The organism is Phocaeicola intestinalis (assembly GCF_014837065.1).
GTDB lineage: Bacteria > Bacteroidota > Bacteroidia > Bacteroidales > Bacteroidaceae > Phocaeicola > Phocaeicola intestinalis.
Window position 1 is genome coordinate 1 of the sequence record NZ_JACSPP010000070.1, and the last position, 18,431, is coordinate 18,431.

Annotated in this window: 13 protein-coding genes; 3 read left to right on the forward strand and 10 right to left on the reverse strand. The window is 42.9% G+C overall.

Annotated features, from left to right (window positions below; all coding sequences use genetic code 11):
• Positions 1 to 181: 181 nt before the first annotated feature.
• Positions 182 to 1,276, reverse strand: a complete 1,095-nt coding sequence (trpS, locus tag H9625_RS15445; protein WP_087211582.1) for a tryptophan--tRNA ligase — start codon at positions 1,274 to 1,276, stop codon at positions 182 to 184.
• 197 nt (positions 1,277 to 1,473) lie between these two features.
• Between trpS and carB the strand changes: the two genes are divergently transcribed.
• On the forward strand, positions 1,474 to 4,698 hold the full coding sequence (gene carB, locus H9625_RS15450; protein ID WP_022038793.1) for a carbamoyl-phosphate synthase (glutamine-hydrolyzing) large subunit: 3,225 nt from the start codon (positions 1,474 to 1,476) through the stop codon (positions 4,696 to 4,698).
• Between the two features lie 133 nt (positions 4,699 to 4,831).
• Positions 4,832 to 5,596 carry a YaaA family protein gene (locus H9625_RS15455; RefSeq protein WP_191765220.1) on the forward strand — a complete coding sequence of 255 codons (765 nt, stop codon included), beginning with the start codon at positions 4,832 to 4,834 and terminating at the stop codon, positions 5,594 to 5,596.
• 119 nt (positions 5,597 to 5,715) lie between these two features.
• Here H9625_RS15455 and H9625_RS15460 read toward each other — a convergent pair whose 3' ends face one another.
• Genes H9625_RS15460 through H9625_RS15490 form a run of 7 tightly spaced genes read right to left on the reverse strand, consistent with a single transcriptional unit; the run spans position 5,716 to position 14,542 of the window.
• Positions 5,716 to 6,465, reverse strand: coding sequence for a DUF4493 domain-containing protein (locus H9625_RS15460; protein ID WP_191765222.1), 750 nt, complete (start codon positions 6,463 to 6,465; stop codon positions 5,716 to 5,718).
• Positions 6,458 to 8,173 (reverse strand): DUF4493 domain-containing protein, encoded by a 1,716-nt coding sequence (locus H9625_RS15465; protein WP_225226468.1) that lies wholly within the window; start codon positions 8,171 to 8,173, stop codon positions 6,458 to 6,460. The genes H9625_RS15460 and H9625_RS15465 overlap by 8 nt, the downstream gene beginning before the upstream one ends.
• 20 nt (positions 8,174 to 8,193) lie before the next feature.
• A complete protein-coding gene (locus H9625_RS15470; protein ID WP_191765224.1) occupies positions 8,194 to 9,822 on the reverse strand; it encodes a PCMD domain-containing protein in 1,629 nt (542 codons plus the stop codon).
• A gap of 10 nt (positions 9,823 to 9,832) precedes the next feature.
• On the reverse strand, positions 9,833 to 10,564 hold the full coding sequence (locus tag H9625_RS15475; RefSeq protein WP_087406911.1) for a hypothetical protein: 732 nt from the start codon (positions 10,562 to 10,564) through the stop codon (positions 9,833 to 9,835).
• 8 nt (positions 10,565 to 10,572) lie between these two features.
• On the reverse strand, positions 10,573 to 12,267 hold the full coding sequence (locus H9625_RS15480) for a DUF4493 domain-containing protein (RefSeq protein ID WP_225226469.1): 1,695 nt from the start codon (positions 12,265 to 12,267) through the stop codon (positions 10,573 to 10,575).
• A 38-nt stretch (positions 12,268 to 12,305) separates the two neighbouring features.
• The gene (locus H9625_RS15485) at positions 12,306 to 13,661 is read right to left on the reverse strand and encodes a DUF4493 domain-containing protein (RefSeq protein ID WP_191765228.1); all 1,356 of its coding nucleotides are present in this window, start codon (positions 13,659 to 13,661) and stop codon (positions 12,306 to 12,308) included.
• Positions 13,662 to 13,678: 17 nt separating this feature from the next.
• Complete coding sequence (locus tag H9625_RS15490; RefSeq protein ID WP_191765230.1) at positions 13,679 to 14,542, reverse strand: DUF4493 domain-containing protein; 864 nt, start codon at positions 14,540 to 14,542, stop codon at positions 13,679 to 13,681.
• Positions 14,543 to 15,187: 645 nt separating this feature from the next.
• On the opposite strand from H9625_RS15490, the gene H9625_RS15495 reads away from it, so the two are divergent.
• Entirely contained in the window at positions 15,188 to 16,039 is an 852-nt protein-coding gene (locus tag H9625_RS15495; RefSeq protein ID WP_022038802.1) for an AraC family transcriptional regulator, read from the forward strand.
• Positions 16,040 to 16,405: 366 nt separating this feature from the next.
• On the opposite strand, the gene H9625_RS15500 is transcribed toward H9625_RS15495, so the two are convergent.
• Entirely contained in the window at positions 16,406 to 17,512 is a 1,107-nt protein-coding gene (locus H9625_RS15500) for a PCMD domain-containing protein (RefSeq protein WP_191765232.1), read from the reverse strand.
• A 95-nt stretch (positions 17,513 to 17,607) separates the two neighbouring features.
• Positions 17,608 to 18,117 (reverse strand): calycin-like domain-containing protein, encoded by a 510-nt coding sequence (locus tag H9625_RS15505; protein ID WP_087211550.1) that lies wholly within the window; start codon positions 18,115 to 18,117, stop codon positions 17,608 to 17,610.
• Positions 18,118 to 18,431: the final 314 nt, after the last annotated feature.

Below are 18,431 nucleotides of genomic sequence, written 5' to 3' on the forward strand. Positions count from 1 at the left end.
ACGAAGAACAGGAGCGGAAAGGACCAAAAAATCGCCCAAAGCACACACGAAAACGGATACATCAAGCCAAGAAAAACATTTTGGAGAAATTCAAAACAGCTTCTCAAAACAGCTTCTTATTCTCTTAATGGAAAAGAGGCTTATCTACCGTTCCATGGCAAATAAGCCCTTTTCCATATAATTATTCTTGCCCGAACCGTTTGGCTTGCTCAGCTATCAACGCCTCGTCATCGAAATAATTGATTTTCATGGCACGGCGCACCTCATCGAGTGTCTGTGCAGCGGCTTCACGTGCCACCTCACACCCTTTCTTCAGCATGTCGTAAATAGCCGGAATGTCTTTTTCATACGCTTTCCGGCGTTCGCGTATCGGAGCCAGTTCCTCTTGCATGATAGCTGCCAGGAACTTCTTCACTTTCACATCGCCCAGACCGCCACGTGTATAATGCGCTTTCAATTCATCGAGGTTGGCATAATCGGGCAGGTAACGGCCGAAATGTTCCGGACGGCAGAAAGCGTCCAAGTAAGTAAATACGGTATTGCCTTCCAGTTTACCCGGATCGCTCACCTTGATATGGGTAGGGTCGGTGTACATGCTTCTCACTTTCTTTTCTACCTCATCCGCCGAATCGGACAGATAGATGCAGTTGCCCAACGACTTGCTCATCTTTGCCTTCCCGTCCGTTCCCGGCAAGCGCAGGCAAGCGGCATTGTCGGGAAGCAGGATTTCGGGTTCTACCAGCGTCTCGCCATAGATGTAATTGAAGCGGCGCACAATCTCACGTGCCTGTTCCAACATCGGCTCCTGGTCTTCGCCTACAGGCACTGTCGTTGCCTTGAAGGCAGTGATATCTGCCGCCTGGCTGATGGGATAGGTAAAGAAGCCCACGGGGATGCTGGTCTCGAAATTGCGCATCTGGATTTCGGTCTTCACCGTGGGGTTGCGTTGCAGGCGCGACACCGTAACCAAGTCCATATAATAAAAGGTAAGCTCGCACAATTCCGGTATCTGCGACTGGATGAAAATGGTCGACTTCGAAGGATCCAAGCCCACAGCCAGATAATCGAGAGCCACCTCAATCACGTTCTGACGCACCTTTTCGGGATTGTCAATGTTATCGGTCAGTGCCTGTCCGTCGGCTTCAAATACAAAGATTTTCTTGTAAAGCCCTGAGTTCTGAAGTTCTACACGACGACGCAAAGAGCCAACATAATGTCCGATATGTAATTTACCGGTAGGACGGTCACCGGTTAAAATAATCTTTTCTTTTTCCATATTGCAATTTCTTATTAAATTATTGGGACAAAGATAATCAAAACCTTTGTTTTCTTCAAAAATAAATTGTTCCTTTGCAAAAAGAGTCCATCCAATTAATAATGAACAATGAATAATTAACAACGGTAGCAGACTACAACCCTCGTTATTCATTATTCACTATTAATTATTAACTCAACATAAATCTATATAATGCCATGAAAAAGGAATTAAAGAAAGTCCTGGTCCTTGGGTCGGGCGCACTCAAGATCGGACAAGCCGGAGAATTCGACTACTCGGGCTCGCAAGCACTGAAAGCCTTACGCGAAGAAGGAATACGTTCGGTGCTCATCAATCCCAACATCGCCACCATCCAGACCTCGGAAGGCATTGCCGACCAAGTATATTTCTTGCCGGTCACTCCGTATTTCGTAACCGAAATCATCAAGAAAGAACGGCCCGACGGCATCCTGCTGGCTTTCGGAGGACAAACCGCCCTGAATTGCGGTACTGAATTGTATACCAACGGAACATTAAAAGAATATGGCGTAGAAGTGCTGGGCACCTCGGTAGATGCCATCATGTACACCGAAGACCGTGATCTTTTCGTTAAGAAGCTGAATGAAATTTCGCTAAAGACCCCTATCAGCCAAGCTGTAGAAAACACGAAAGATGCCATCGAAGCCGCACGCCGCATCGGTTATCCGGTAATGATTCGTTCGGCATACGCGCTGGGAGGCTTGGGAAGCGGTATCTGCCCCACGGAAGAAGCTTTCATCGAACTGGCTGAAAGTGCTTTCACATTCTCTCCGCAAATCTTGGTAGAGGAATCGCTGAAAGGCTGGAAAGAAATCGAATTTGAGGTTATCCGCGATGCAAATGACCATTGTTTCACCGTAGCAAGCATGGAGAATTTTGACCCACTGGGCATCCACACCGGCGAATCCATCGTAGTTGCCCCCACTTGTTCGCTCAAAGAAGAACAAGTCACCATGCTACAGGAAATATCCAAGCAATGTGTACGCCATCTGGGCATCGTGGGTGAATGTAACATTCAGTTCGCTTTCCATGCCGAAACCAATGATTACCGCATCATCGAGGTGAACGCACGCCTCAGCCGTTCTTCCGCATTGGCATCGAAAGCCACCGGATATCCGCTCGCTTTCGTAGCTGCAAAAATAGCTTTGGGATACAACCTCGATGAAATTGGTGAAATGGGCACGACCAACTCGGCATACGTAGCTCCCTCGCTGGATTATCTCATCTGCAAAATTCCGCGTTGGGACTTGACCAAGTTTGTGGGCGTATCACGCCGTATTGGTTCGAGTATGAAATCGGTAGGCGAAATCATGTCCATCGGACGTTCGTTCGAAGAAATCATCCAAAAGGGATTGCGTATGGTAGGACAGGGCATGCACGGCTTCGTAGGCAACGACCATACCCGCTTTGATAATCTGGACGATGAACTGGCAAACCCCACCGACCTCCGTATCTTCGCTATCGCACAGGCATTGGAAGAAGGCTATACCATCGAACGTATTTACGACCTGACCAAGATAGACCCATGGTTCATCGAACGCCTGAAAAACATCGTTGATTACAAGCACAAGTTACAGACTTACAACACACTGGAAGAACTTCCTGCCGATGTATTGCGTGAGGCAAAACGCCTGGGATTCTCCGATTTCCAAATTGCCCGTTTCGTATTGAAGCCTGCAAACGGAACCATGGAAAAAGAAAATCTTATGGTACGCGACTATCGCAAACAACTGGGTATCCTTCCTGCAGTAAAACGTATCAACACCGTGGCTTCGGAACATCCTGAACTGACTAATTATCTCTATATGACATATGGCACCGAAGGCTATGACATCAATTATTATAAGAACGAAAAATCAGTCATTGTGCTTGGCTCAGGTGCCTATCGCATCGGTTCGTCGGTAGAGTTCGACTGGTGCTCGGTAAACGCCATCCAGACTGCACGCAAACTGGGATACAAATCAATCATGATTAACTATAATCCAGAAACCGTATCGACCGATTATGATATGTGCGACCGCCTGTACTTCGACGAATTATCATTCGAGCGTGTGCTGGATGTCATCGATCTGGAACAGCCCCGCGGTGTCATCGTGTCGGTAGGCGGACAAATCCCGAACAACCTTGCCATGAAGCTTTACCGCCAGTCGGTACCCATCCTCGGTACTTCACCCATCTCCATCGACCGTGCCGAAAACCGCAACAAGTTCTCAGCGATGCTCGACCAGCTAGGTATCGACCAGCCCGCCTGGCAGGAACTGACCAGCCTGGAAGACGTAGAGAAATTCGTGGAAAAAGTAGGCTATCCTGTTCTGGTGCGCCCATCGTACGTATTAAGCGGTGCTGCAATGAACGTATGCTACGATGAAGAAGAATTGAAGCGTTACCTCCAAATGGCAAGTGAGGTTTCAAAGCAATACCCTGTAGTGGTATCCCAATTCATGCAGGAAACCAAGGAAATCGAATTCGATGCCGTGGCACAAAACGGCGAAATTGTAGAATATGCCATCTCTGAGCACATCGAATATGCCGGTGTACACTCGGGTGATGCCACTTTGGTCTTCCCCGCACAGCAGATATACTTCTCGACAGCTCGCCAAATCAAGAAAATCAGCCGGCGCATCGCACAAGAGCTGAATATCTCCGGTCCGTTCAATATCCAGTATCTGGCACGCAAAAACGAAGTAAAGGTTATCGAATGTAACTTGCGTGCTTCACGCAGCTTCCCCTTCGTATCGAAAGTATTGAAACGCAACTTCATCGAAACAGCCACACGCATCATGCTCGATGCTCCCTACACCCGTCCCGACAAGTCGGCATTCGACATCGACTGGATAGGCGTAAAAGCTTCCCAGTTCTCGTTTGCGCGTCTGCAGAATGCCGACCCGGTATTAGGAGTAGACATGTCATCTACCGGAGAAGTAGGCTGCCTGGGTGATGATTTCGACGAAGCCCTGCTGAATGCAATGATAGCTACCGGATACAAGATACCGAAAAAATCCATCCTGCTTTCTTCGGGTGCCACAAAATCAAAAGTCGACCTGTTGGATGCCAGCCACGAACTGAGCAAGAACGGCTACCACATCTATGCCACAGCTGGTACAGCCACGTTCCTCAATTCACACGGCATTCCTACCACTCCGGTATTCTGGCCCGATGAACGTCCACATGCCGAAAACAACGTAATGAAGATGATTGCCGGTCATAAGTTTGACCTGATTGTAAACATTCCGAAAAATCACACCAAACGTGAACTGACCAACGGATACCGTATCCGCCGGGGTGCCATCGACCATAACATCCCGCTTATTACCAATGCCCGCCTGGCAAAAGCCTTTATCGAAGCTTTCTGTCAGATGAAGCAGGAAGACATCAAGATAAAGAGTTGGCAAGAATACAAATAATAAATAAATGAAGAATGAGGAATGAAGAATCAGTGGATGTTTACTTACGTATTCTTAATTCTTCATTCTTCATTCTTAATTCTTAATTCTTCATTTTTCATTCTTCATTCTTCATTCTTCATTAAAATAAAATATGCTGCTGTTTATTTCCTGTGCCAAAACCATGACCGAACGTCACCCCCGGGTCACCTTACCTTTTACCACCTTACCCTACTTCGAAAGCGAAGCCCGGGCAAACGCTATGGAAATGAATCAATTCAGTGCCAATGATTTAGGCAAACTGCTCCATATCAATACCAAGCTGGCTGCCGAGAACTACCTGCGCTATCAGAACTTCTTTTCACCCGACACACCTTCACTTCCCGCCTTGCTGGCATATACAGGTATGGTATTCAAGCACATTAATGGCTCGTCATTTACGCTCGATGATTTCACTTATGCACAAGAGCATCTGCTTATCACTTCCTTTTTGTACGGTTTGTTGCGTCCGCTCGACCTGATTCATTCCTACCGTCTCGAAGGCAACGTATGCCTGCCTAAACACGATTGCACAATGTTTGATTACTGGAAACCCATACTGACCAGCTGGTTTATCGAAGCCATCCGTAAGCAGGGAGGCATACTTGTCAATCTTGCCAGTGCAGAAATGAAAGACCTGTTTCATTGGGAACGCATCACCGAAGCCGTGCACGTCATTACCCCTGATTTTTTGGTACAAAAAGAGGGAAAGCTCAAAAGCATTACCGTCTACGCCAAAATGTGTCGCGGAGAAATGACCCGCTTTCTCTTAAAAAATCGGATAGAAGCCCCCGAACAAATCAAGACATTCAAATGGGAAGGCTTTACCTACCGCCCTGAAGCCAGTACTCCCAACCATCCGGTCTTTGTACTAGAATAATTGTCGAGGACCGGTCTGTACTGATATCAGAAAGAGAATATAATCTGGTAAAAGTCCGCAACCGGCCTATAAAGACCGGTCGATTACGGACAGATTATTCAGTTATATTGAGCGATTGTTTATACATAAGGATTATAAGTTCCTTCTGTTGTATCTTCGTCAACTGTATCGTCAACAGTTACGCCGATAGAAACCGTGATTTCTTCATTCGTTTGTTTATGGACATCCAATGTATAAGAATGCTGAGGCTGAATGGCAAACGACTGGGAAAGCGTATAATCGCCGATTGTCAAGGTATATTGGATTGTCCGGCTTCCTGCCACATTAAAATACGCTATATTTTCTTTAGTCGAGGAATCGAATGTCAGACTTCTGCCGGTATTATCACTTGCTTGTATTGTAAGCCGATAAGCAGAAGACGTTACTTCTTCATCCGTCTGAACGGAAACAGCCGCATTGACTACGGCACAAGGTAACTCTACCCACATTGCCTGGTCCTTTGCTACAGCAAACAGTTCGGATGCACCATAATAACGGATGCGGCCCCAACCACCGTTCGCACTTTCTGCTTCGGCTTCCGAACAGCTTTCGGCGTATGCCTGATAACCGCTACCTACTTTTACCAATACCCCGTCTTGCATTTCGCTATACGGTTGAGGTTTCACCACCGTGTTATTCCCTTGCTTTACAGATACTTGAAACGCATTCTTATCATACGAAGTATCAATCGCACGGGCATCTCCTGCATTGAGTGCAAAGTTTATCCTGCCGTATGCTTCTTCATCTTGCGGCAGGTTTTCTACCGAACAAGAACCGATCAACGCAAGCAATGCAAAAGCTATTCCTATTTTTGAAATTATCTTATTCATATTCATAGTTCAATTTTACGTTGTCTACTTTAAGGACACTGCCTACAATTCTATCTCTATTATGAGGAGAAGTCGTATGTGAGCCTTCAACTAATGTCATTTTATTTATATCATTATCTGTCCCTGATTGGAAAAAAACTCCGATACAGGCAGCTTGACATTCCAAGTCCGTATAAACAAGCCTTAAAGTCGATGTAGTATAACTTCCTGCTGCGCCTGAACGAAACTCTTCTGTTGAAGCAATTTCCCGTTTCGCAGCATCATATAGTTTCGCATAAGCTATACATTGGTCACCTTCAACCGGCGCATATTTATAATCAAAAGACATAGAAACGGGTCGCGTAAGATGTTCTTTCCCTAAAGTATATGTATCAGATGATAAATCGTATGTACCATATAATAAATATCCTACATATACAGTTCCATTTCCCTTTACTTCGCTCTCTATTTCATTCCTATCATAAACTCCGCTAACTCTTTGATTATATAATCCTAATGTCGAAATTTCTGCAGCATTACCTTCTTTTGAATCTGAAGTTGATACAGTTCCAGAACACCATTTCCAGTTAGTTGCATAATTAGTGTTCCAAAGGAAATTACCATTTGCATTCTCAGCACCATCCGTAGTTCTCTCATTTCGAGTACTCCATCCTGTGCAGTAATCACAATTTATGGATGCAGAATAACTTCCATTACCTCCATACACTGAGGTACTCGTCCAGTCTTCCATATCGCCATTTTCTAGTTCTTGTGCATTCTCCGTAGTAATCGCCTGCGTATTACTACTTACTACTCCCCCAAAACGGGAACGAAGCGTATAGGCTGTACTCGGCTGCAAACCTTTAATCACCCATTTTTCATTCTCAGAATCATATTCAGCAGGCATCCATGTATTGCCATTATCGGCAGAAGCTTCATAAACAATGTTATCCATTACTTGCTGCGCCTTTTCCGGATGAGAAGTCATATTCTCAGCCGTCATGGGAGTGATGTAGATAAATTTGCTCCATGCATTGGTTACCGCTTGTTCGGGGAAAGTAAAGCTGGGCAAGTCTGCATCACAAGACACAATGTAACGGGTCTTGGGAGAAAGCGACTTCAACTCCCAAGAAGTATTTACATCATCACCTAACAGGTTGGTTCCAGTCAATCGCAAGAGATAATCGTCTCCTGCCGGAACAAAGATGTCTTTGTCATTATCTATAGACTCCATATCCGAACTACCGGCTTCCGAAATCCACAACGTGTAATCTTCATATTGAGCCAACAGTTCCTCATCCATTACCGCACGGATAATGGCACTTTGCAACGAAGCGGTTACAGAAATACTCTCGGTCATTCCCTCTTTAATTTCAACCGAAGCACTGCCACAAAAATAAGGTTTATCCGTTGCTATCTTGTCTTCGCCATACGCTGCTTCTACGGTATATGTACCCACAGGCAATATACACGAAAATACGCCTTCTTCCAAGGTACGTTCGAAAGAACCGTCTTCGCTTTTCACCATAATGGTAAATTCATTACCCGAAGGAACGTTTTCAAGTGTAGCCCGCGACTGCATATCGCCTACTATGGCAGACACTTCCACACCGCCCACTATCAGCTTTCCCGTTTTTTGGTTCATTGTAACAATCTCTTCCTCATTGCAAGCGAACAATAAGATTGCCAAAGCCCAAAACGCAACAACTTTTGTTATTTTCTGCATCATCTTTTTCCTCATTATAAGCATTAATCATAACTCAATTCCAATTCATCTATCCAAAGGGTACTTCCCTCACCTACCTGACCGACTACTTTCATCCCGTCGAAATCACCTCCATATCTGCTAGAAGTAGCAACAATCGCCAACTTGGCAGGTTTAGCCGTCCGATTGCTATATTCAATATCTACTTCAAACTTTGTATATTGCGTGACGCTTTCACTACTATAAAACTCGCCATACGCTATTTGGTTTCCAGCCGAATCCCATAGTATCAAATAAACATGGCATTGGTCTATCGTCAGATTGCCCGGTATACTCGTACCCGAAGTGGGATAATTGATAGGCATCGGTGTATATTTATAATACCCACTCAGTTTCGTCATGCGTGCACCTGTATAAGGCTGACCAAAAGAAACGCTTGTAGAAGGTGCGGTCAATTGGGTTTTATACGTACCGACAAACAAATTGCCTGCTGCCACTCCCACCAAAGCCACTGATATAGTCTGCATCTTAGCTGCTTTTCCACGATAGGCATCACTGCCTTCTACCGGAACTGTATTCGGGTCTTTATACGAAGTCACACCTTCATTTCCAGTTGCCCAGTAAGCCTGCGGGTCATCCAAGTTGTTAGCTACCGGATTGGGATACCATGCCTTACCGCTTGCTCCCCCCTGCGTCCATGTATCCAAATTCAAGTTTGGAATAGTCGTAATAGTTTCCGTCTGAAACAAAAGAGACTCGCTATCGCTTCCACCTGCCGTAGCTTTCATCTCATAGTTTGTTCCATCCTCCAATCCCGTTACGGTAGCTGAGAAAGCCGTATTGCCTTGCATGGTAATTTGCGATGCAGGCACTTCGGTCCATGCATCCGTACCTTGCACCCGATATTGCAACGTGGGGGTAAGTCCCGAACGTACACTTCCGCTTAACTCCACTTTAGTTGCCCATGCATTGTAACTGGTAATCGCTGCTGCGGTAGACGATTTTTGCACATCTACCGTCCAATCGCATACATACTTGCCGTTGCGATATGCTTTGAATGTACGGGGACGGGTAAAATCGGTCACGGTTCTAAAGTCAGGTTCCAAGGTGGTTTTTGTCCCTTCCAAATCCAATTTACTAAACTGGATATTACCATAATCCGCTTCATCCGTTACATACACAATCACAATATGATTTTGAAAATCAAATTGGGGGTCTACGCCAGCTTGATTATCCACCACAATTTCGCGGACAATGTTTTGCGTGACATTGATTGTCCATTGATAATCCTGATACGTCCGCAACAGGAAATGGGCAGGATTGGTAAAATCTACAGCCGTGTTGGCATTGCCCGGCAATTCATCCAGCGAAGAAAAACTGAACGTAGGGAAACCGTTTACACGGATGCAAGCCGCAGAATCCGGATAAATCGTTGCATCTTCATTCACTACCAAACGGGTAATAGGCAGGCTATCCAAAAATACATCCTCGCCCACCGTTATATTCACCACACGGTTTGTCCGGTCTATTTCTGCATCCCCTTCCATATCCTCTACCTGTATATCCTCGATATAACCTTCGATATATGGGTAGGGAATATCATTTTCTATACACGAAACAAATAATCCCGACAACAATAGCGCAACAACCGTTCTCACTGGTTTCAATCTCATAAAACTACACTTAAAAATATGTACAAACACCTATATTGATAGAAAATATATTCACCTTAAAGTTCGCCGAACTCTTGCGGTACGAACTGTGTTCCACCTGATTCGTCACCTGTTCCGCCCATTTAAAGTCAAGACCAATCAAATTAATCGAGACTTCCACCGCTACATTGTTCATTACAAAAGCAGTTAGTCCCGGCACAGAACCTATCTGCAAATGGTGCGAAGTCTGGTAAGTACCTGTCTGGTCATTGCCGGTACCAGACAATGTCTTGCCCTGACCATATCCGTACGTAAGGCGTACTTCATTGAAAAAACCGAATATCTTGCTATTACCCAATCCCATATAGGTGCGCAAGAATCCGGAAGCTGTATACTGATGCTCCAAGTATTTATAATCGGAAATATTGAAATTGAGATCATCGCCTAAATCAATATCAATGTTGCCAATGTCAGCATACGTCCGATTGTAATTAAAACGTGCACCTACCGCAATGTTGTCTTTAATAAAATACCCGACGTATGGACTGACCTTAAAAGTGTAACCTTCGCCTCCCATATCATCCAATACCAAAAACTTGTAATCGTCTCCCGTCAATTCCATATACGAGAACGAAACACCTCCCATCCATGTCCCTTTCGGTACAAACAGGGTTTGCTTTATTTCACGGTCAAAGCCTTTCCGTGCATGAAGGGCATTCATGCACGAAAAAGCTAAGAATAAAAGTACTATATATTTCTTCATTCAAAATATTAATAGTATGATAATTCAAAATCGTCTACCCAAAGGGTACTGTTTGCAGCTACCTGTCCCACAACTTTTGTATTGAACATATTTGTACCTTCAAATTCACCTCCGTAACGGCTTGAAGTAGCAACAATCGTAATTGTATCAGGGTGCTTTGTAGTGTCAGTATATTCTATATCAACGGTAAACGGAGCATACGTAGATTGAGTTTCATTAGAAATAAAATGACCTTCCCCAATCAATGTACCGTTAACGCCGCCAGACCACAATTTTACATAAATATCGCATTCGTCTACTGTCAAAGTACGATCTGTCGGTATCTTTCCATTACTATTCATCGAAGTACCCGGAGTGTATTTATAATACCCAGTCAATTTCACAGGACGAGCACCGTTATATGGACGACCGAATGAAACACTTGAAGCCATGTCACTCAAGTTTGTACTATAATTTCCAATTAACAAGTTCCCAGCTGCATAACCAACTAAAGCTACCGTTACGGTCTGTAACTTTGCAGCCTTGCCCGTACGAGCATCAGAACCTTCAACAGGAACACTGTTAGAATCTCCCAAGGTCGTAACACCTTCATTACCCGTTGCCCAATAGCTATTGCTTGCATCCGCATTAGGATACCAGTTCTTACCATCCTGTGTCCAATCTTCAAAACCTAAATTAGGTATTTCCACATACGATTCAGTGGTAAATGAAGTCGTTTCACCTACTTTTCCACCGCATTCGATGTAGTATTCATATTCTGTACCAAAATCCAATGGAGCGACTTTAGCCGTATAATTGTTGGTTTCACCCTCTTTTGTAGCAGCAATGGTACTCCATTCGGCAGCATCTTTCTTCTTATAATAGAACTGTACCGGAGCGGTTGCATCGGTCAAATTGCATTGACCGGACAGATAAGCGAATTGCCCCCATACCTTAGATATATCTGATGAGATGTTGGTTGTCACCATGTCCGTGCTTTCTATTTGGGTCGGAACTTTCAATGTCACTTCATACTGATGAATAGTTGGGTCGAATACAATGTCAATGCCCTGTGAACCAGAAGCAAAATCCAAGTTTACATTGTAACGAATGGCAGCTTCAGCCTTAGCTGTAATTTGTTGGGTAAATACCTTATCGTTTTCAAACACAATCTTAACAGATAATGCCTGACCCGCTTTTACATATGCAGAACGTTCTTCCGTAACAGAAAAGGGAATACTTAAATTCGACTCGCCTTCAATGGTACAGGTAAATGTCTTGAAAGCATTCTTAAAGTTGTCCAAATAGTTTACTTTAACCAGACTCTGTGCTAAGGTACAAGCTACATCCACTACTTTCGCTTGATTGGCAACAATGGATACATTTTCTGTTACCCCTTCGTAGTAAGGTTCGGCATCAAATCCTTGAGCTTCCTTATCCTTATCGAAAGAATATGCTTTCACGGCATAAGTGCCTACCGGTAACACAACTCCCTCGGAAGAAGAGTTTAAATCGTTCCAATCATCAACATGCTTTACCACTTCGCCGTCTTCATCTAAAATGTCTACAGCTATGTCTTCTGTAGCCGTCACATCGGCACGGCTGTCTACCGTTTTATTTACTTCTACTGAAGAAAGCTGTAGATAACCATATCCGCTTACGCTTTCATCCAGTTCAGATTGGCAGGAAGATAAAAAGCCTGCCGCAAGCATTATACTTGCCAATATCGTTTTGGTTGTTTTCATGCTTTTGCCTCCTACTATCAATTAACATTTACAATTATATCACCTCCATCTGTAGTAACACCGTCATTGACGGACAAGCTAAATGTACTTGTTCCGGTTGTCACTACTTGCGGTACAAGCACAAGCAAACTGCTTAAATTGAAGGTAAATTTCTTTACTGTCCCGGCATGCAAGCCTGCGTAATCATCTTCTGATATCAATCCAAGTCCGACTAAAGCGTTTTTAACACCATCATCCAAATCACAGATATCAAAAGAATTGGGTAATGAAACCATACCTAACAAACTTTCAATAGCACCCGATATCGTTACATTCAAGCTCTTGATTCCTGTAGAGTTCTCAGAAACATATATAACAACATTTTGTAAGCCGGCAATTGTTTGATCCCCAAATGCACAATTGTAAGTGGCTGGAAGTCCTGTAAATGTTATAGTTGGTTCTCCTACAGGAGGTTGTGGGGTTAACCCTGGTCCATTGTAAATAATGTCTTCAAACGGAATCTCTACAGTCGTTCCATCTGTAGTAAAGGTAAGGTTGGCAGATATTTCAATAGCACTGATGTGGCTATCTGTTGCCTTTGCCTCTGTCAAGTTAATTAAGAATGAATCACCGCCTGCCAAATTAGCCGATTGTCCTTCTGCATCCGCCGGCTTCTGAATGGTATAAACCATATCTATCGGCGTATTTCCTTCTTGGGTTGTAGCTTTTACAGATACGGTCAAGCTATTCTTATTGACCGGTGTTTTGAAATAATATTTTGTTCCGATATTATTTTTATTGAACATTTGGCTTGCTCCATCACCATTGTCTACCGTGATCGTATAATCATCTTTGAAAGCATTGATGAACGCATTGGTAGGGTTCAGTTTCACTTCAATCCAAGATAATTTACAAGACAACGTAACATCTGTCGGTGTCCCATTCGTTATACTAAAATTAGCACTTCCTTCAAAATAGGGACGAGTGGAAACGCTTATATTGGAGCAATCATAATTATAAGCCTTTACGTTATATTTACCTACAGGCAAAGGAAGAGAAATCTTGTCTCCTCCGTTTTTCAAATCACTCACCTGTCCTTTTTTCACAACTTCTTGCGTTTCCGTATTAATCACAACCAATGTGTACTGATTGACATCTTTGTCTACAGCGTCAAAATCGCCTGTCGTTGTACCATCGTCTTCAGCCGTAACATCTTCTTCTGCACGGCTCATAATCACATTATTATAAATGGAGAAAAGCTCCACTTCCAAAGACCCTAATTGTTCGGTCTGTTCTTCATGTCCCAACAATTCGTCTTTCATCTCGCAAGACGAAAAGCCCAACAACAGGCTTAGGCACAAAAAGATAACATATTTATTTTTATTCTGTTTCATAATTGTCTCGTTTAAAATTATTCGGTTGCCGTAGTTGAAAGGTATTCTGCGGGAATAGTTATATTGACATCTTCATCTGTCACCCCGTCATCAACGGTAATGTTCAGTCCAACCAATCCTCCATCAACACCATTTTTTGCAGGAGTAATGGTAACCGTATAAGCGTAAGCCGGTTTTATATATACCGTTTTATTAGCCTCAAAACCCTCTACAGTCACAACTTCTCCTTCTTTATTGGTAATAGTAAAAGCCAAATCTACAGCAGTACCATCGCCTTCATTATCATCATTACTGGTTTTCAAGAATAATTCCTTGCCTTCATCAGCGATTGCCATAGAAAAAGCCTCGGTCATATACGAAGTCTTGATACTCACCGCACAATCTTTAAAATAATCAGTAAATTTGTCAGATCCGTCTTCTTTCAAACCTTTGTAAGCCAAAATCAGTTTCGAATTAGCCGGATTTGTACTGATTGTAACCGTTTTCTTATCACCTGCTACGACACTGAATGTCTGACTACCTGTCATATACAATTTATCAAAACCAGCAGGAACATCTTCGCCATAATAAGCGGATAATGTGTAATTAACATCCGCCTCTACTTTGTATTCCAACTCCAAATCGCCATAATCCACATCTTTAAACAGAGGTTCAGACTCTCCTTCTTTAGTTAAAGTCAGCTTATAATTCGCTGCGACTTTTGCATCGTCATAAATTGTCCGGCTATAAGCCACATTGGTAGCTACGTCAAACATGACCATAGCTTCTCCTTGTCCTGCTGCGCCCTGCACCACCTCCTCATCTGAAGAGCAGGATGCAACAGATGCACCCATCGCTAACAGCGCACAAAACATTACTACATACTTTTTCATCTTTCTCATGTTAAAATTGTTGTTGTTCGAGTTTTAAGTATTTAAGTTTGAGTTTCCCCAATTGTTCTTTTTTTTAGCATTTTGGCCTTTTCTTCAATAATTACGATGCTCTACTACTTTACTTAATTTTAAGCTTGTTAGCCTTTCATCCGTTTTTGTTTTTTAAGTTTCCGGTAACCCACCAACGTACAAATATTGTATTTTCTTCACCATAACCGGAATATAAACCATAGAGCATCATTCATATTGTCCTTTTCTTAGGATCCGGTAAACACATTCATTCCCGACTCCAAATATACGGAATCCCCGTTTACTCTTTGTATTGTTATTTTTTTCGTTTGCAAAATTGCAATCTTTCACAAAAACTCACAATATCTATTTTTATTATTTTTGTTCTATTTTTATTATCTGGTATTTTTTTGTCTATTGATCAACTGAACGCAAAGACACAAAACGCTTCACCACCTTGCCTGTACGGAATCGCCGCAATTGACCGAGACTCTGTGTCCTTCGTGACAAACCTTCGTGACAAACAATCGTCCGGTACAGACATTACGTGTGTCTCATTTGTTAATTTGAAAAAATCTTTTATGCCTGATAATTATGGATTTCAAGATTAAAAAGTAACTTTGCCACCAAACACCAATCAATAGCATGGAAACAAACGAAAAAGAATTGCCTAAGATAGACCTGCCCGAAGACTGGGTGATAGGTACTGACATCAACAAAGACCTGCTGAGCCTGTATGCACATTATCCCGTAAGGCTGAAATGTGAAATGTTTGTAATGTGCCTCGCTGGAGAAGTGGAAGCCATGGTCAACCTGAACGAAATACAGGTGCGGCCCAACGATGTCATTACACTGATGCCAGGCACCATCTTCCAGATAAACGAAGTACGAGGTGACCTGAAAATCTATTTTCTAGGATTTTCTTCGGGATTTATCGAACGGAGCGGACAGTCGCGTTCCATGCTGGACGCAATCTTCCTTACGTTAGGGCGACCAGTTATCCCACTAAAATCCGAAGGAGCACTCATGATGGAAAAATACCTGCAGATGTTGATAGGTATGTACGAACAATTCAACGAAAAAATACGCCAGGAAATAGCCCCCAACCTATATGCTGACGTTCATACGGGTATCTCCATCATCTACAAAAGCCGGCATTATGACAAGATTTCCTTGTCGAAAAGCGAACTGATATGCCGCAGCTTCATGCAACTGGTCACCCAACACTACAACCAGACGCGCAACGTAAGCTGGTATGCACAAAAACTGGGTATTACGCATGCACATCTGTGCGCCGTAGTAAAACAGATAACGGGCAAGACATGCATTGATGTCATTGCATCGATGGTTATTATGGATGCCAAGTCACAACTGAAATCGACCAACCTCACCATACAGGCAATCTCCGACTCGCTGAACTTTGCCAACATCTCGTTCTTCGGCAAATATTTTAAACGCTATGTGGGCATCAGTCCGCTGGAATACAGGAAACTTTAAGAAATTATCCTCAATGGCAAAGCCTCTACCACACTTGGGAACATCACGTAAAAATGATTTCAGGTATGCCTATGGACAATAATTGCCCAATACGCATGTCCGCAACCAGCCAGTCCAGCTAGGGTTGAAAACGCAGTAGCACTGCATTCGCTGATGAAGATATACTTCAACTGCTGATGAAGATATCTTCAACCGCCGATGAAGTATATATTCAACCGCGCATGCAGTATATATTCATTTTTAAGGAGTATGTATTGGCTGTTGGCAAACATGCATTTTGACAAAAAACAAATCATCCTGAAACCAGCAATTTACTTTCCGATTTCAGGATGATTTGTTTTTTGTCAATATCAGATGTATACAGATTTATTCTGTTACAGCTTCATTTTCTATCGTTACATCATCAATATACAATGTACTTCCTACAGCCGCATTATAAGCCGCACCGTCTGCACTTGCCGAGAAGATAACGGCAAACTTGTATGTCTTGCTGGCATCATAGTCCTTTACATATTCCAAATTCAGTTCGAACGGAGTATATTCAGCTACAGTTTCTCCAGAACTGAAAGAAGCCATTGCCACAATCTTATCTGATGTATAGATGGTACTTCCATCCAACGTTTCATCTTCATTTTCCACTTCATACAAAACTGCACTGATGGCGCAAGCATCTTTCTGGTCTGCCTGCAATTCACCTGCGGCATTATAAAACTCTGCACCCGGAGTGTACTTATAATAACCTGATACCTTCACAGGCTTTTTATCATAAAGAATACCAAATTCAGTCGTTGCCATCGGGTCAGTCATAGCAGCAAAAGCATTAAACGTACCCAAGAACATAGAACCGGCAGTCACCTTCGGTATGGTTTGTCCAAAAATATTTCCACCTTGCGTATCAACCGATTCCAGCATAGCAGCTGTACTTCCCGAATAAGCATCTGTGGTCTGACGTACCGGATATTCACCCGTATAAGTAATGCCTCCCAAACTACCTAAGTTCTTTATCAAGGCTACGGCATCGTTACAAGTAGCCCAGCCTTCGGGATTTACCACTTCGGGAGACATAGCACCTTCAGGAGTAGCCCATGTTTCGAAATCGTACTGGATAAGGCTACCCATGCTGCAAGAAACAGTATAAGTCTTAGAAGTACCATCTTCAGCTACTACAGTAAATGTAGCCGAGCCACTTGCAAAGCTTACAGCCGAACCGCTTGCCGGAGTTACCGTAGCACCGGCTGAAACTTCAATAGTCGGAACCAAAGCACTTACATCACCACCTTCTTCTGCCTTGAAAGTAATAGTAGCATTTGCCTCATCTATTACCGGTTGAGAAAGTACTGCAGCATTGGCAGCTACCGTTGTGTCAAAAGTAAACGATGTTATATTCGCTTCACTGCTTCTTATTACATCATCCTCATCACATGATGTAAACAACGATGCAATACATACTGCAACAAACAAGTAAAAAAACAAATATTTTCTCATTTCCATCAAAATTGAATCACCAATAAAAAAGCACGGAAAGCGAGAAACCTCTCCTCACACCCGTACTCCAAAAATTTTCATTTTCAATTGGCAGCTTTTGTACCCTCGTAAGTCACCTCCACTGTATAAGAAACAGGATTTCCCAACAACGATACATTGTCTATGTTTAAATCAAGATTCAATTTCCCATTCTCAAAAGTACCCGTAGCATCAATATCAGCTTCAAGCATCCCCGCTACAGCCAAATTGGAAGTAGCTGTGAAATTATAGGTATTATCACCTGCGCTCGTCAATTGACAATTTTCCAAGGCAATATTGCCTATAGGCATTTCCATAAATGTAAAGTCTGTAATCTGCAAATCTACTGCATTGTCTCCTGCTTTCGCAACCGATATGGTCTGTGAAATAGCATCCCCCGTAGGAACAGAAACCCCATCTGTAACCAAAGCAATACTCAAATTACCTTGATAATCACCAATGACAGAATCCGCCGCAGAAACAGTTTCTACCGGATCGTCATCATCACTACACGAAGTGAAGAAAGGCATCGTGCAAAGCACGGCAAACACATAAAAAAACAAATTCTTTTTCATTTCTTTCTAATTAAAAAGTTTAGTTAATCAACAAATATCTTATACGAGTTGTTGTAAATCAAGCGCAAAAATGGGACAAATTCCCAATATATACAAGGTCTATTTATATAATCTTTGTCCCATTTTTAAAAGGATATCATAAATAAGCCAAAAATCAGCCTATTAATCGGCACAAATTTCAGATTCGGATAAAAACCTGTTTAGAAACCGTTTTGAATTTCTCTCATAACATAATGTTATAAGTAAGAAGCTGTTTTGAATTTATCGTGCGATGATTTGGGATGAGTTTTTGAGGCATTTTCGCTTCTGTGATG